Below are 15177 nucleotides of genomic sequence, written 5' to 3'. Positions count from 1 at the left end.
TGGCGGTTCACTGCATTTTTGGGAGGAACCGCGCATGTTAATGGTAACGCGGACGCCGCCCTGGCGCCCAAGTGCATGGCAACAATTTGTAACGCAGGGTAGTGCCGGTGCTTTGAGGCAGGGACGAAATTCTCGGCAACGATGCTTAAAATGAGCTGAAAATGGGTGGAAGATGCTCGGTTTTTAACAAATCTTGCGCGCAGAACCACATTCAAGTTGATTCATGCTGTACAACACGTTACCCTTATAGCCTTGGGATCGAATTGACGGAGAGAAACGTGCGCGTCCAGAAGGTTGCGTCCGTCAAAGTGTCAGTGTCCGCGTATAGGTGCCTTCACTATAGCAAAAAACACAACATTACCTTACATAATAAAGGGGAAGCTGGAACAACCGCTGCGCAAGCGTTTTCGGGCGTCCCACAGGTCGATTTGAGGGAAAAATGAGTTTGTTCTTAACCGTGCCGCCCAACCTCGTCCAGTCCATCAGGGCCTTCCGGGTCACTGAACTGCAAGAGGAGGCCGGCCGCCTGGGTCAGCATTTTCTGTATGCGCACTGCAACGCTGGCCTGACCAAGCAGCAAGTCCTTGGCATCATTGCGGAATCGTTCCGCTTTCCCAAACCCTGCGGCAAGAACTTCGACGCGCTGCGTGAAACGCTGACGGAGACGATGTTCAAGGCCGGCCCCCAGACGGGCTTTGTCATCGTGCTCGAGCAATTGCCGAACACCCAGAAATTCGACCGCGAAGCGCGCGAAACGCTGCTGGACGTGTTCCGCGATGCCGCCGATTACTGGACTGAAAAGAAAGTCCCGTTCCGGGTATTTTACTCCTTCGAGTAGGGTTTACCTTGCCTGTGCACGCGGCTTGCGTGTGCTGCGCCGCAGCATAAAGTGTCGCCGACCGGCTGGCTTTCTTGGCCCGCCCGACAAGCAGCAGGTACAATGTCGGCCATGAAAAACATCGTCATCCTTATTTCCGGACGTGGCAGCAATATGGAAGCGGTGGTCCGCGCGGCACAGGCCGAGCGCTGGCCAGCCCGGATTGCCGCCGTGATCAGCAACCGCGCCGATGCGAAAGGCCTTGAATTTGCCGCCGCCCACGGCATTGCCACCGCTGTCGTCCCGAACAAGGAATACGCCACGCGCGAAGCGTTCGATGCGGCGCTGGCCGACGTCATCGACGGCTACGCGCCCGACCTCGTCGTGCTCGCCGGCTTCATGCGTATCCTGACGCCGGGCTTTGTCGAACGCTATGCCGGGCGGATGCTGAACATCCACCCGTCGCTGCTGCCGCATTTCCCCGGCCTGCACACGCACGAGGCCGCATTGGCCGCCGGGCATGCGCAGCACGGCGCCACCGTTCACTTCGTCACGGCCGAGCTCGATCATGGCCCCGTCGTGGACCAGGTTGCCGTTCCCGTGCTGCCGGGCGATACGGCGCAGACGCTGTCCGCGCGCGTGCTGGAGCAGGAACACGTGTTGTATCCGCGCGCCATCCGCTGGTTTATCGACGATACACTGACGGTCGAGGATGGCCAGGTCTACGGCCCGCACAACCCTCGTCCGGCGCACTGACTGTCCGGGGAATCGCCTTGTCGATTCCCTTCGGATTCGCCTTTTTTAATCTGTACTCAACACCAGGATTCACATGAGATTGCCACCAGCTGTTCTTGCCAGCGCCGAAGAGGTGCTGCGCGAGATTCTGCGCTTTACGGCGCCGGCCGATACCACCCTGTCGCGCTACTTCAAGGACCACCCCCGTCTGGGCGGCCGCGAGCGCGGCGCCATCGCCGAGTGCATCTATGCGGTGCTGCGTAACAAGAATTTCTTTACCGATTTCTCCGAAGCGGGCGGCGGCTCGACGATGCGGCGCTTGATGCTGCTGGGCATGGCGGACGCCGTCGGTGTCGACGCGCTGCCGGGCCTGGCGCCGGAAGAGGTGGAATGGCTGCAGCGCATGAAGGGTATCGACCGCAAGCTGCTGCACAAGTCGCTGCGCAGTAACCTGCCGCTGTGGCTGTACGAGAAGCTGGTGGCGCAATATGGCGAAGAAGAAGCGCTGGCGCTGGCCGATGCATTGAATACACCTGCGCCGCTGGACCTGCGCGTCAATGCGCTGAAAGCCGATCGCGACAAGGTGATGGCGCAACTGGCCGAAGCGCCGATCGCCGCCACGCCCACGCCGTTCGCGCCGCTGGGCCTGCGCGTGCTGAAAAAGCCGCAGATCCAGAACCTGCCGCTGTTCAAGGAAGGCGCGATTGAGGTCCAGGATGAAGGCAGCCAGGTGCTGGCGCAGATCCTGGGTGCCAAGCGCGGCGAGATGGTCGTCGACTTCTGCGCCGGTGCCGGCGGCAAGACGCTGGCGCTGGGTGCGCAGATGCGCAACACGGGCCGCCTGTACGCCTTCGACGTGTCGGAAAAACGCCTGGCGAAGCTGAAGCCGCGGCTGGCCCGGTCGGGCCTGTCGAACGTGCATCCGGTCGCCATCGCCCACGAAAAAGACGCGAAAATCAAGCGTTTGGCCGGCAAGATCGACCGCGTGCTGGTCGACGCGCCATGCTCGGGCATGGGCACCTTGCGCCGTAATCCGGACGTCAAATGGCGCCAGCCGGAAAGCGCCATCGCCGAGATGCACGACAAGCAAGTCGCTATCCTGGACGGCGCCGCGCGCCTGGTCAAGGCTGGTGGCCGCCTGGTCTATGCGACGTGCAGCCTGCTGAACGAAGAAAACGATGCGGTGGCGGAACAGTTCATCGCCACGCACCCGGACTTCGAGCTGGTGCCGATGAGCAAAGTGCTGGCCGAGCAGAAGATCGCGCTGGAGATGGGCGACTACCTGAAGCTGCTGCCGCACCGCCACCAGACGGACGGCTTCTTTGCCGCCGTGTTCGAGCGCAAGCCGATGGCCGCGAAAGCCGCGAAAGTCGAGCAAGCTGAAGAGGAAGCCGAAGGCAGCGACGTGGCGTGATGAACCAGCAGCGCCTGACCAATCTCTTCAACGATCTGCTGGGGGATCTGCAAGACCCTGGCATCATGTGGCAGCTGGGAGCCATTGCCGCGTCGATCCTGGCCGGTTGGGGGCTGTCGCGCCTGATCCACAAGTGGTTACGCGGCGACGGCTCGCGCACGGGCGTACGCCAGTTCGGCATGGAGAGCTTCGGCCGCGTCGTCGGTCCGCTGGCGATTGTCTGCCTGCTGGCGCTGTCGCAGGTGGTGCTGGCGCGCTGGCACCATATCAACCTCATCAAGCTGGCGCTGCCCATCTTCGGCTCGCTGGCCGTGATCCGCTTCGGGTTCTACCTGCTGCGCCGCGTGTTCTCGCGCCATGGCGAAGTCGGTGCGGCGCTGCTGACGTTCGAGAAGATCTTCCAGCTGGTAGTCTGGATCGCCGTTGCGCTGTACGTCCTCGGCTATTGGGACGACATCCACCGTTATCTCGACCACATCGAAATCCGTCTCGGCAAGAACAGGATGACGCTGGCCGATATTCTGCAGGCGGCCCTGTCCGTCATCGTGACGCTGGTGCTGGCGATGTGGGCCGGTGCGGCGCTGGAAGAGCGGCTGATGCACGTCGAGACGCTGCACTCGAATCTGCGCGTCGTCATGGCGCGTGTCGGCCGGGCCGTGCTGATCGTTGTGGCCGTGCTGTTCAGCCTCAACATGGTGGGGATCGACCTGACCGTGCTGTCCGTGTTCGGCGGTGCGCTGGGTGTCGGCCTCGGCTTTGGCTTGCAGAAGATCGCCAGCAATTACGTGTCGGGTTTTATCATTCTGCTCGACCGCAGCCTGGCAATTGGCGACATGATCACCGTCGACAAGTTCAGCGGTCGCGTCGCCCGCATCAACACGCGCTACACCGTGCTGCAGGGGCTGGACGGCATCGAGTCCATCGTGCCGAACGAAATGCTGGTGTCGGGTGTCGTGCAGAACTCGTCGCTGACGAGCAAATACGTCTGGATCGGCACGAAGGTCTCGGTATCGTATGAAACGGACCTGGACTTCGTGCTGAAGCTGCTGGAAGAGGCGGCCGCTGCCGTGCCGCGGGTGCTGAGCGAGCGGCCGCCGTCCGCCACCTTGCTCAACTTCGGTGCCGATGGCCTGGAACTGCAGCTGGGCTTCTGGATCGCCGACCCGGAAAACGGCCGCGGCGGTGTCACGTCGGACGTCAACCGGGCCATCTGGAAGGCGCTGAAAGAGCACGGCATCTCGGTGCCGTTCCCGCAGCGCGAAATGCGTATTGTCGGTCCGATATCGACTGCCGGAGCCCTGCCGGAAGTTCGACCAGAATGAGCGGTGGCGGGAAGGTATCGTGCTGCTCGTTATTTCGGAATCGGCGTACAATGACGGACAGAATATGTCGTACAACCGGCGGCGCCGATTCCCGCGCACCGGTGCAACAGAATCGGGAGTCACTCTTGGAGCTTGAATGGAATTTAGCTTGAATGCTGTCCTGCAGTTTTTGAACGAAGGCGTCACGGGGCTCTCCCCATGGAAAACCGTGATCTACACACTGATCGTTACACATATTACGATCGCCGCTGTCACCATCTACCTGCACCGCCACCAGGCGCACCGCGCCTTGGAGCTGCACGCCATTCCGTCGCACTTCTTCCGTTTCTGGCTGTGGTTGACGACCGGTCAGGTGACCAAGGAGTGGGCTGCGATTCACCGCAAGCACCATGCGAAGTGCGATACGGAAGAAGATCCGCACAGCCCCGTCACGCGCGGCATCAAGAAGGTGTTCTGGGAAGGCGCCGAGCTGTACCGCGCTGAGTCGAAGAACAAGGAAACGCTGGCGAAGTATGGCCACGGTACGCCGGACGACTGGATCGAGCGCAACCTCTACACCAAATACAGCTGGCAGGGCGTGGCGCTGCTGCTGATCCTGAATGTCATGCTGTTCGGCGTCAAGGGTATTTCGGTATGGGCCGTGCAGATGCTGTGGATTCCCGTGACCGCCGCCGGCATCATCAACGGTATCGGCCACTACTGGGGCTACCGCAACTTCGACTGCTCCGATGCGGCCACCAACATCCTCCCTTGGGGCATCCTGATCGGTGGCGAAGAGCTGCACAACAACCACCATACGTATGCGACGTCGGCCAAGCTGTCGTCGAAGTGGTATGAGTTCGATATCGGCTGGGGCTACATCCGCATGATGGAAATGGTCGGCCTGGCAAAGGTCAAGAAGATGCCGCCGAAGCCGAAGTTCGCCACGAACAAGGCGCATGCGGACGTCGAGACGCTGCAGGCCGTGATCGCCAACCGCTACGACGTCATGGCAAAGTACGCCGCATCGGTCAAGCATGCCTGGGCGGAAGAAGTGGGGCACCTGAAGCACAAGGCCCAGCTGGAGTCGACGTTCCTGAAGTCGGCCCGCAAGCTGATGCAGCGCGAACCGGCCAAGCTGGAGGCACCGCAGCAGGCGCAGCTGTCTGAGCTGTTCCAACACAGCAAGGTGCTGGAGACGATGCACAATATGCGCGTCGAACTGGGCGTGATCTGGGAACGTTCGCACTTCACGCGCGACGAGCTGGTCCAGAAGCTGCAGGACTGGTGCCAGCGCGCCGAGGCGTCCGGCATCAAGGCGTTGCAGGACTTCTCCATGCGCTTGCGCAGCTATGCCTGACGGTGACAGCAACGATGAACGGCCCTTCGGGGCCGTTTTTTTTTGCGCCGACGGGGACGTGCGGTTGTCCCCGGCGTTCCGTCCGATCGCGGGAGAGGCACTGCTCGTTTCCAATGCCGCCGGGGCCTGGCTCTAGTAACGGGGCGCCAGCCTCGGGCCAGGTGCCTGCTCCCGACGTTCTACCCGATGCACTCTCGACAGGCGTATACTGGTCGCGGTGCTTCGTCGCTGGCGACCAGGGGAGGCTGCACGTCGGGACTGGCTCCTGTTTCAGATGAAGTCTTGAAACAGGAACCAGTTCCCAAAAAAGCCTGTCCTCGCAACGCCAGGCGAAAAAAAACCGCTCGATGAGCGGTTTTTCTGTGGGACCCGATCAATTACTTGATCTTGGTTTCCTTGTAAGCCACATGCTTGCGGGCTTTAGGATCGAACTTCATGATCTCCATTTTGCCAGGCATCGTGCGCTTGTTCTTGGTGGTCGTGTAGAAGTGACCGGTACCAGCGGTCGATTCCAGCTTGATTTTGTCGCGGCCAGTTTTTGCCATGATAGCTCCCTATTAGACTTTTTCGCCACGAGCGCGCATGTCGGCCAGGACGGCATCGATGCCGACCTTGTCGATCACGCGCAGACCGGCGTTGGACAGACGCAGGGAGACCCAGCGGTTTTCAGATTCAACAAAAATACGGCGGTTCTGCAGGTTCGGCAGGAAACGACGTTTGGTTTTGTTATTTGCATGGGAAACATTGTTGCCGACCATCGGCTTCTTCCCAGTGACTTGGCAAACACGTGCCATGGCGCACTCCTTAGTAACTTCCGAAATCGGAAAAAACAAGACTATACCCAAAAAACTCAGCTTTTTCAATCACTTGCGAAAAACAATTGTGTCTCGACGCCGTTGTAATATTTAACGTTTGCCGTTGAGTTACGGGAAGTCCTTGATATCTAACGGAAAACCGTCGGCTGCAACCGTTCCATCTGACGCCGGGGGGACACGGGCCAAACCCGGCGGCACAGCGTGCCGGGTCGTGGCTGCCCGGTTGGACTGGCGTCTGTTGCACTGAGTCCACGAAAAAGTGTCGGCGCGTCACCTCCGCTTAACCCCGGTTAACAAATTCTTTACGCACACCTAACGCCGGGTTACAACGGCCTGTTGTATAAAGCCGTCCGGCATGCTCATCCGGCTTTATCGGCCGTTGCGGCGGCAGCCATCCGATTCCTTCCTTTTGAAATCTCCATGACGAAGTCAGCAAAGGCAGTAACAGCGGCAGCAGGACAGGTTTTGACGTGTGGCGCGGCCCGCCTCGCGCAGGTGACACGGTGGGCCGGGCCTTACGCCACGCTGTTGCAAATGCTGGTGCTGGGTATGCTGATCCTGTCGCTGTCGCGCATCGGCCTGATCGGGTGGCAGTGGCAGCGCGTCGCCGCCACGGGGATCGTGGGTGACATTCTGGTGCAGGGCGTCCGTGCCGACCTGATCCTGCTGGGCTATTTCCTCGCTCTCCCGCTGCTGCTGGTGCCGTTCTTCGCACCGTTTTCCCGTGGCCAGGGGGCGGCGCGGGCATGGCGGGGCGTCAACGTGTTCTGGGCCACGCTGGCGTTGATCGTCCTCGTGTTCCTGGAGCTGGCCACGCCACGCTTCATCCTGCAGTACGACGTGCGGCCGAACCGGCTGTTCATCGAATATCTCGTCTATCCCCGCGAAGTGGCGGCAACGTTGTGGAACGGCTACCGCACAACCGTCCTGCTGGGCTTTGGGCTGACGATCCTGCTGGGCGTGACGTTCTGGCGCGTCCTGAAAAGCGCCCCGGCCGCGCCGGCCTGGTCCACCCGCAAGATCCTGCTGACCTGGCCGCTGGCCGTGCTAATCGTCGCCATCCAGATCCGCTCGACGACCGATCACCGCCCCGCCAACCCGGCGCTGTTTGCGCTGACGGGCGATGCCATGGTCAATTCCGTCATCATCAATTCGCCCTGGTCCGTGCTGGACGCGCTGACGTCGATGCGCAAGGAAGCGCGCTCGTCCGAGATCTATGGCGAGATGCCGCGCGAGCAGGTGCTGGCACAGGTCCGCGCCGCCCCGTGGCTGAAGGACTACCAGTTTAGGTCGCCGGAGCTGCCGACACTGCACCGCCAGCAGGCCGCCATCGCCCGCGAGCGGCCGAAAAACCTCGTCATCGTGCTGGAGGAAAGCCTGGGCGCGACGTTCGTCAAGTCGCTGGGCGGCCTGGCCGTCACGCCGGAGCTGGAAAAGCTGAAAGGCGAGGGCTGGTGGTTCGAGCAGCTGTATGCCACCGGCACCCGGTCCGTGCGGGGCATCGAGGCCGTCATTGCCGGCTATGCGCCCACGCCGGCGCGCAGCGTCGTCAAACTGTCGCTGGCGCAGCAGAATTTCTACACCCTGGCATTGGGCCTGGGCCAGCAGGGCTATCACACCGAGTTCGTGTATGGCGGCGAAGCCCACTTCGACAATATGCGCCAGTTCTTCACGGGCAACGGCTTCCAGAAGGTGACGGACCGCAGCGACATGAAGCCCAAGTTCGAAGGCAGCTGGGGCGCGTCCGACGAGGACCTGTTCGACAAGTCGCTGGAGCGCCTGAAAACGCTGCACGCGGGCAACAAGCCGTTCTTCACGCTGATCTTCAGCTCGTCGAACCACGAGCCATTCGAGTTCCCCGACGGGAAGATCGCGCTGCACGAGCAGCCGAAGCAGACCGTCAATAACGCCGTCAAGTATGCCGATTTCGCGCTGGGCAAATTCATCCGCGCGGCCAAGCAGGAGGCCTACTGGAAGGACACGGTATTCCTGATCGTGGCCGACCACGACAACCGCGTCTATGGCGACAGTCTGGTGCCGATCCACAAATTCCATATCCCGGGCCTGATCCTGGGCGCGGACATCCAACCAAAAACCATCAAGCCGATCGCCAGCCAGATCGACCTGGGGCCGACGCTCCTGTCGCTGCTGGGCGTCTCCAGCGAGCACCCGATGATCGGCCGCGACTTCGTGCGCGACAGCACGACTCCGGGCCGTGCGCTGCTGCAGTTCGATAACAACTTCACGTGGCTGGACGACACGGGCGCGACGATCCTGCAGCCGGATCACGGACCGCTGGCGGGCAAGTACGATGCGGCCAGTGGCCGCCTTGAGCTCCTGAGCACGCCGCCGGACAAGGCGCAGGTGGAGCGGGCAATGGCGCACGTGATGTTGCCGTCGATGCTGTACCGCGAGCAGCGTTATCGCATCACAAAGCCATAGCGCTTGAGGACGGCTGGGGTCAGACCCGCCGGGCCTGGCCCCAGAACGCCGAAACAGTCTGCTGGATCATATCTGCCCATGCTCCGCAAACGAATGCACGCGGTGCCCGGCAACGACGAAATGGTCGAGGATGCGGATATCGACCAGGGCCAGCGCCTGCACCAGCGTGCGCGTCAACAGCAGGTCCGATTCGCTGGGATCGGGGACGCCGGACGGGTGGTTGTGCGCCAGCATCACGCTGGCCGCGTTATAGGCCAGCGCCTCGCGCACGACTTCGCGCGGGTAGACGCTGGTGTGCGTCAGGGTGCCCCGAAACATCTCGCGCGCCTCGATCAGCCGGTTCCTGACGTCCAGGAACAACACATGAAACGATTCATAGGGCTGGCCGACCAGTGCCAGGCGCAGGTATTCCTTGACGGCCTGCGGTGAGCCGAACGCTTCGCCGGCGCGCAACTGTTCCGTGATCGCCCGCCGCGCCAGCTCCAGCACGGCGTTCAGCTGCGCGAACTTGGCGCTGCCCAGGCCCGGAATGGCTGTAAATTCCGTCAGGCTGGCGGCAAACAGCGCCTGCAGCGAACCGAAGTGGCGCAGCATGTCGCCGGCCAGTTCGACGGCGTTCTTGCCGCGCACGCCCACGCGCAGGAACACGGCCAGCAGCTCCGCATCCGACAGCGCCCCTGCGCCGTCGCGGATCAGCCGCTCGCGCGGGCGCTGCTGTTCGGGCCAGTCCGAGATCGCCATGGTGCCTCCTTAGCCGGTGAGGAGTCATTATCGGCAGCCCGGCGGCACGACGTTCTGATACAGCTCCGTACCCGGGGCCGGAAATGCCCCACGGTCAGCGGCGCCTGGCGAACAGCCCGAACCCAAGCTGGCATACAATAACGCTTTGCCCGTTCAAAGAATCGCCATGTCCAACGTCGTCACCGCTTCCGCTTACCTTACCCTGCATTACCGTCTGGCCACCCTGGAGGGCACCGACATCGTCACCACGTTCAACGGCAACCCGGCCACCTTGATGCTGGGACAGGGCCAGCTGGCGCCGGTGCTGGAGGAATTGCTGATCGGCCTGCCTGAAGGCACCCACAAGACGTTCGACCTGGCGCCGGGCGTGGCCTTCGGCCCTCGCAATCCCGAGCTGATCCGGCCCGTCTCGCGCGCCACGCTGGACGAGAATTCCGTGCCCGGTGCCGACTACAAGGTGGGCGACCTGGTCGACTTCGCGGCGCCCGGCGGCGGCCGCTTTGCCGGCATCCTGCGCGAGCTGAACGACGATTCCGCCCTTTTCGACTTTAACCACCCGCTGGCCGGCCAGCCGGTCCGGTTCGAAGTAAACCTCATCTCGGTGTTGTAATCATGGACAAAGAACTCCTGCTGGCCCAGCCGCGCGGCTTTTGCGCCGGCGTCGACCGCGCCATTGAAATCGTCGAGCGGGCGCTGACGCAATTCGGCGCGCCCATCTATGTGCGGCATGAAATCGTCCACAACGCCTACGTCGTCGCCGATCTGCGCGCCAAGGGCGCCATCTTTATCGAGGATCTAGACGACGTCCCGGCCGGCAACACGCTGGTGTTTTCCGCGCACGGCGTCTCCAAGGCCGTGCGGGCCGAAGCGGAGTCGCGCGGCCTGTCGATCTTCGACGCCACGTGCCCTCTGGTGACGAAGGTCCATGTAGAAGTGGCGAAAATGCGCAAGACCGGCTACGAGATCGTCATGATCGGCCACGACGGCCACCCGGAAGTGGAAGGCACGATGGGCCAGGCGGAAGAGGGCATGCACCTCGTCGAGACGGTCGAGGATGTCGCCACGCTGAACGTGGCCAATCCCGACCATCTGGCGTACGTGTCGCAGACCACGCTGTCGGTGGACGACACGGCGGAGATCATTGCTGCCCTGAAGGCCCGCTTCCCGAATATCCAGGAACCAAAGAAGGGCGACATCTGCTACGCCACGACGAACCGCCAGGAAGCGGTGAAGTTCATGGCGCCGCAGGTGGAAGTGGTGATCGTCGTCGGCAGCCCGAACAGCTCGAACTCGAACCGTCTGCGCGAAGTGGCGCAGAAGATGGGCACCCCTGCCTACATGGTCGACCGCGCCGAGCAGATCGACCCCACGTGGCTGGACGGTTTCCGGCGCGTTGGCGTGACCGCAGGCGCGTCGGCACCGGAAGTGCTGGTACAGGCCGTGATCAACCGGCTCAAGGAACTCGGTGTCAAGAGCGTGCGGCCCCTGGAAGGTGTGGAAGAAAACGTCACGTTCCCGCTGCCGAAAGGTCTGGCGTAACGACATTCATACAACACTTCCCGATCACTATTGATGAGAAAGCCACTTGTCGCCAGAATTTAATTTAGAATTGTCCCGATTTTTCCACAGTTAGTTTTCGTTAAGAATCGCTATCATTGCGAACGCTTGGAAAAATTGCCATTCCGACCGCTTTTCTGCACTGCGGGCGGGACCAGGATCGTTCAGGATGCGATGCTCAATGCATTGTTGAACAGGGCGGAACACGGCGGCACGCGGGACACCTCCCGGGTGCCGTTTTTATTACGCAGCGGCAGGGTATGGGACAACACGATTTCTCCATGGCCGCGCACTGAAGGGGCAATCTCACGATGGATACTTTTATCCAACAAATTATCAATGGGCTGGTGCTGGGCAGCATGTATGCGCTGGTCGCACTGGGCTACACGATGGTGTATGGCGTGCTGAACCTGATCAACTTCGCCCACGGCGACGTGCTGATGATCGGCGCCATGATCGGCCTGACGATCCTGAACATCCTCGGCGCGCATTTCCCTGAAATGTCCGGCGGCCTGCAACTGCTGATCGCCATTGTCGGCGCCATTCCCTGCTGCATGATCGTCAACGTGCTGATCGAACGCATCGCCTACCGCCGCCTGCGCAATGCGCCCCGGCTGGCGCCGCTGATCACGGCCATCGGCATGTCGATCCTGCTGCAAACGTTCGCCATGATGATCTGGGGCCGCAACCCGCTGCCATTCCCGCAGCTGCTGTCCACCGAGCCGATCGCCGTCGGCGGCGCCGTCATCAGCATCACGCAGATCCTGCTGCTGGCGCTTGCCGCGCTGTCGATGGGCGGGCTGGTGCTGCTGGTCGAGCGCACCAAGATGGGCCGCGCCATGCGTGCCGTCGCGGAAAATCCGCGCGTGGCGGGCCTGATGGGCGTCGATTCGAACCGCGTCATTGTCTACACGTTCGCCATCGGCGCCGCGCTGGCGGCCGTGGCCGGCGTCATGTGGGGCGCCAACTATGCGTCGATCCAGTTTGCCATGGGCACGATCCCCGGCCTGAAGGCGTTCTGCGCCGCGGTCCTGGGCGGCATCGGCAATATCTACGGGGCCATGATCGGCGGCATCGTCCTCGGCATCATCGAAAGCCTGGGCGCCGGCTACATCGGCGACTTCACGAACGGCTTCCTGGGCAGCCACTACCAGGACATCTTCGCATTCATCGTGCTGATCCTGGTGCTGACGGTACGCCCGTCCGGCATCATGGGCGAGCGCGTGGCCGACCGCGCTTAAGGGGAACACCATGGCACTGCTGAATTTCGATACGAGCAAGAATCCGCAAAAAGCGTGGACCAGCATCGCATTGCTGCTGGTCGTCATGATCGCCTTCCCGTTCCTGGCGCAGAACTACGGCAACTCCTGGGTCCGCATCGCCGACCTGGCGCTGCTGTACATCATGCTGGCGCTGGGCCTGAACGTCGTGGTCGGCTTTGCCGGCCTGCTGGACCTGGGCTACATCGCCTTCTACGCGCTGGGCGCCTACCTGACGGGCCTGCTGGCTTCGCCCCAGTTCGCCGCATTGCTGGAGTCGCTGATCAACCTGCATCCGGGCACCGGCGAAGCGCTGGCGGCCGTGCTGGGCGAGGATATCCGCACCAACGGCATTCACCTGTCCGTCTGGTTCATCGTGCCATTGGCCGCGCTGCTGGCTGCCATGTTCGGCGCGATCCTCGGTGCACCGACCCTGAAGCTGCGCGGCGACTACCTTGCCATCGTCACGCTGGGCTTCGGCGAGATCATCCGCATCTTCATGAACAACCTGAACGACCCGATCAACATCACCAACGGCCCGCAGGGCATCAACCTGATCGATCCGATCAAGGTGTTCGGTGTCGACCTGGCCGGCGCCGCCGGCTCGGGCGCGATGGTGCAGGTGGGCTCGTTCTCGATCCCGTCCGTGAACGCCTACTATTTCCTGTTCCTGCTGCTGACGATCGCCACGATCTTCATGACGTCGCGCCTGCAGCATTCGCGCCTGGGCCGTGCCTGGGTGGCGATCCGCGAGGACGAGATCGCCGCCAAGGCGATGGGCATCAACACCCGCAACGTCAAGCTGCTGGCGTTTTCCATGGGCGCGTCGTTCGGCGGCGTGGCCGGGGCGATGTTCGCGTCGTTCCAGGGCTTCGTCTCGCCGGAATCGTTCTCGCTGACGGAATCGATTGCCGTGCTGGCGATGGTGGTGCTGGGCGGTATCGGCCACATCCCCGGCGTCGTGCTGGGCGGTGCGCTGCTGGCGGCATTGCCGGAGGTGCTGCGTCATGTGGTGGAGCCACTGCAGCAGCAGCTGTTCGGCAAGATCCTGATCGAAGCCGAAGTGCTGCGCCAGTTGCTGTACGGCCTGGCGATGGTGCTGATCATGCTGACGCGTCCGGCCGGCCTGTGGCCGTCGCCGAAGCACGAGGACCGGCCCGATGCCGATTCCGACACCAAAGATCAATCGTCCGGCGTCGTGCCCGCCTGAGGAAACGTATGAACGAAGTCATTCTGAATATCCAGGGCGTCAACAAGCGGTTTGGCGGCCTGCAGGCGCTGACCGATGTCGGCATCAAGATCGAACGGGGCCAGATCTACGGCCTGATCGGCCCGAACGGGGCCGGCAAGACCACGTTCTTCAACGTCATCACGGGCTTGTACCAGCCCGATACGGGCACGTTCGAACTGGCCGGCAAGCCGTATTCGCCATCGGCCCCGCACACGGTAGCCAAGGCGGGCATTGCCCGCACGTTCCAGAACATCCGCCTGTTCGGCGAGATGACGGCGCTGGAAAACGTCATGGTCGGGCGACACGTGCGCTCGCACCAGGGCGTGTTCGGTGCCATCTTCCGCCACAAGGCGGCGCGCGACGAAGAGGCGTCGATCCGCCGGCGTGCGCAGGAGCTGCTGGACTTTGTCGGCATCGGCCAGTTTGCCAGCCGCACGTCCAGATACCTGTCGTACGGCGACCAGCGCCGGCTGGAAATCGCCCGCGCGCTGGCGACCGACCCGCAACTGCTGGCGCTGGACGAACCGGCGGCCGGCATGAACGCCACCGAAAAGCTGGCGCTGCGCGAGCTGCTGGTGAAGATCAAGAACGAAGGCAAGACGGTGCTGCTGATCGAGCACGACGTCAAGCTGATGATGGGCCTGTGCGACCGCATCACGGTGCTGGAGTACGGCAAGCGGATCGCCGAAGGGCTGCCGCATGAAATACAAAGCAATCAGGCTGTCATCGACGCCTATCTGGGAGGGTCGCACTGATGGTCAATGCAGCAAACAATGTCCTCAGGATTTCCGGACTGAAGGTGGCCTATGGCGGCATCAAGGCCGTCAAGGGCATCGACCTGGAGGTCAACGAGGGCGAACTGGTCACGCTGATCGGCGCTAACGGCGCCGGCAAGACGACCACGTTGAAGGCGATCACCGGCACGCTGCCGGCGTGCAAGGTCGAGGGAACGATCTCGTACCTGGGGCAGTCGCTGAAGGGCACGCAGAGCTTCCACCTCGTCGAGCGCAAGCTGGCGATGGTGCCGGAAGGGCGGGGCGTCTTTACCCGCATGACCATCCAGGAAAACCTGATGATGGGCGCCTACACGCGGGACGACAAGGCTGGCATCGACGCCGATATCGCCAAATGGTTCGACATCTTCCCGCGCCTGAAGGAACGTGCCGGCCAGCTGGCCGGCACGCTGTCCGGCGGCGAGCAGCAGATGCTGGCCATGGCGCGCGCGCTGATGTGCCACCCGCACCTGCTGCTGCTGGACGAGCCGTCGATGGGGCTGTCGCCGATCATGGTCGACAAGATCTTCGAAGTCATCCGCAACGTGTCGAAAGAAGGCATCACGATCCTGCTGGTGGAGCAGAACGCCAAGCTGGCGCTGCAGGCGGCCCACCGCGGCTACGTGATGGATTCGGGCGCGATCACGATGACGGGCAACGCCGACGACATGCTGCACGACCCGCGCGTCAAGGCGGCCTACCTCGGCGAGTAAACAACCGGCGGAAAAACCG

The 15177-nt window shown here is 62.5% G+C and carries 15 protein-coding genes; 12 read left to right on the top strand and 3 right to left on the bottom strand.

Translation table 11 applies throughout. The annotated features are described in order from the left end of the window. Window positions 1-439 precede the first annotated feature (439 nt). The 5 genes from E1742_RS10405 to E1742_RS10385 all read left to right on the top strand — a co-directional run bounded on the left by E1742_RS10405 (window position 440) and on the right by E1742_RS10385 (window position 5627). On the top strand, window positions 440-838 hold the full coding sequence (locus tag E1742_RS10405) for a barstar family protein (protein ID WP_134384806.1): 399 nt from the start codon (window positions 440-442) through the stop codon (window positions 836-838). A gap of 111 nt (window positions 839-949) precedes the next feature. Next, window positions 950-1573: a phosphoribosylglycinamide formyltransferase gene (gene purN, locus E1742_RS10400; RefSeq protein WP_134388121.1), complete on the top strand. Its 624-nt coding sequence runs from the start codon at window positions 950-952 to the stop codon at window positions 1571-1573. Window positions 1574-1646: 73 nt separating this feature from the next. Beyond that, on the top strand, window positions 1647-2966 hold the full coding sequence (locus E1742_RS10395; protein ID WP_134384805.1) for an RsmB/NOP family class I SAM-dependent RNA methyltransferase: 1320 nt from the start codon (window positions 1647-1649) through the stop codon (window positions 2964-2966). Continuing rightward, window positions 2966-4288, top strand: coding sequence for a mechanosensitive ion channel family protein (locus tag E1742_RS10390; protein ID WP_134384804.1), 1323 nt, complete (start codon window positions 2966-2968; stop codon window positions 4286-4288). Before E1742_RS10395 ends, E1742_RS10390 begins: the two co-directional genes overlap by 1 nt. Before the next feature lie 136 nt (window positions 4289-4424). Continuing rightward, entirely contained in the window at window positions 4425-5627 is a 1203-nt protein-coding gene (locus E1742_RS10385; RefSeq protein ID WP_134384803.1) for a DesA family fatty acid desaturase, read from the top strand. A gap of 377 nt (window positions 5628-6004) precedes the next feature. Here E1742_RS10385 and rpmG read toward each other — a convergent pair whose 3' ends face one another. Both rpmG and rpmB read right to left on the bottom strand, forming a co-directional pair. Continuing rightward, window positions 6005-6172 carry a 50S ribosomal protein L33 gene (gene rpmG / locus E1742_RS10380; RefSeq protein WP_134384802.1) on the bottom strand — a complete coding sequence of 56 codons (168 nt, stop codon included), beginning with the start codon at window positions 6170-6172 and terminating at the stop codon, window positions 6005-6007. Window positions 6173-6184: 12 nt separating this feature from the next. Further along, on the bottom strand, window positions 6185-6421 hold the full coding sequence (gene rpmB, locus E1742_RS10375; protein WP_008451488.1) for a 50S ribosomal protein L28: 237 nt from the start codon (window positions 6419-6421) through the stop codon (window positions 6185-6187). 441 nt (window positions 6422-6862) lie between these two features. On the opposite strand from rpmB, the gene E1742_RS10370 reads away from it, so the two are divergent. Then, entirely contained in the window at window positions 6863-8884 is a 2022-nt protein-coding gene (locus E1742_RS10370) for an LTA synthase family protein (RefSeq protein ID WP_229466687.1), read from the top strand. Window positions 8885-8950: 66 nt separating this feature from the next. Here the strand turns inward: E1742_RS10370 and radC are convergent, their stop codons facing one another. Continuing rightward, window positions 8951-9625 carry a RadC family protein gene (gene radC / locus E1742_RS10365; RefSeq protein ID WP_134384801.1) on the bottom strand — a complete coding sequence of 225 codons (675 nt, stop codon included), beginning with the start codon at window positions 9623-9625 and terminating at the stop codon, window positions 8951-8953. Between the two features lie 166 nt (window positions 9626-9791). On the opposite strand from radC, the gene E1742_RS10360 reads away from it, so the two are divergent. The 6 genes from E1742_RS10360 (at window position 9792) to E1742_RS10335 (ending at window position 15158) form a co-directional block, all read left to right on the top strand. Beyond that, window positions 9792-10235: an FKBP-type peptidyl-prolyl cis-trans isomerase gene (locus E1742_RS10360; RefSeq protein ID WP_134384800.1), complete on the top strand. Its 444-nt coding sequence runs from the start codon at window positions 9792-9794 to the stop codon at window positions 10233-10235. 2 nt (window positions 10236-10237) lie between these two features. Continuing rightward, window positions 10238-11164: a 4-hydroxy-3-methylbut-2-enyl diphosphate reductase gene (gene ispH / locus E1742_RS10355; protein ID WP_189568433.1), complete on the top strand. Its 927-nt coding sequence runs from the start codon at window positions 10238-10240 to the stop codon at window positions 11162-11164. A gap of 329 nt (window positions 11165-11493) precedes the next feature. Then, window positions 11494-12423, top strand: a complete 930-nt coding sequence (locus E1742_RS10350; protein WP_134384798.1) for a branched-chain amino acid ABC transporter permease — start codon at window positions 11494-11496, stop codon at window positions 12421-12423. Between the two features lie 10 nt (window positions 12424-12433). Next, the gene (locus E1742_RS10345; RefSeq protein ID WP_134384797.1) at window positions 12434-13651 is read left to right on the top strand and encodes an ABC transporter permease subunit; all 1218 of its coding nucleotides are present in this window, start codon (window positions 12434-12436) and stop codon (window positions 13649-13651) included. A gap of 8 nt (window positions 13652-13659) precedes the next feature. After that, window positions 13660-14427 carry an ABC transporter ATP-binding protein gene (locus tag E1742_RS10340; protein ID WP_134384796.1) on the top strand — a complete coding sequence of 256 codons (768 nt, stop codon included), beginning with the start codon at window positions 13660-13662 and terminating at the stop codon, window positions 14425-14427. Beyond that, window positions 14427-15158, top strand: a complete 732-nt coding sequence (locus E1742_RS10335) for an ABC transporter ATP-binding protein (RefSeq protein ID WP_134384795.1) — start codon at window positions 14427-14429, stop codon at window positions 15156-15158. Before E1742_RS10340 ends, E1742_RS10335 begins: the two co-directional genes overlap by 1 nt. The last annotated feature ends 19 nt before the right edge of the window (window positions 15159-15177 follow it).

Origin of the sequence: Pseudoduganella plicata (assembly GCF_004421005.1) — a bacterium.
Classification (GTDB): Bacteria; Pseudomonadota; Gammaproteobacteria; order Burkholderiales; family Burkholderiaceae_D; genus Rugamonas; species Rugamonas plicata.
The sequence above is the reverse complement of the archived record's forward strand: the minus strand, read 5'-3'. Positions and strand labels throughout refer to the sequence as shown.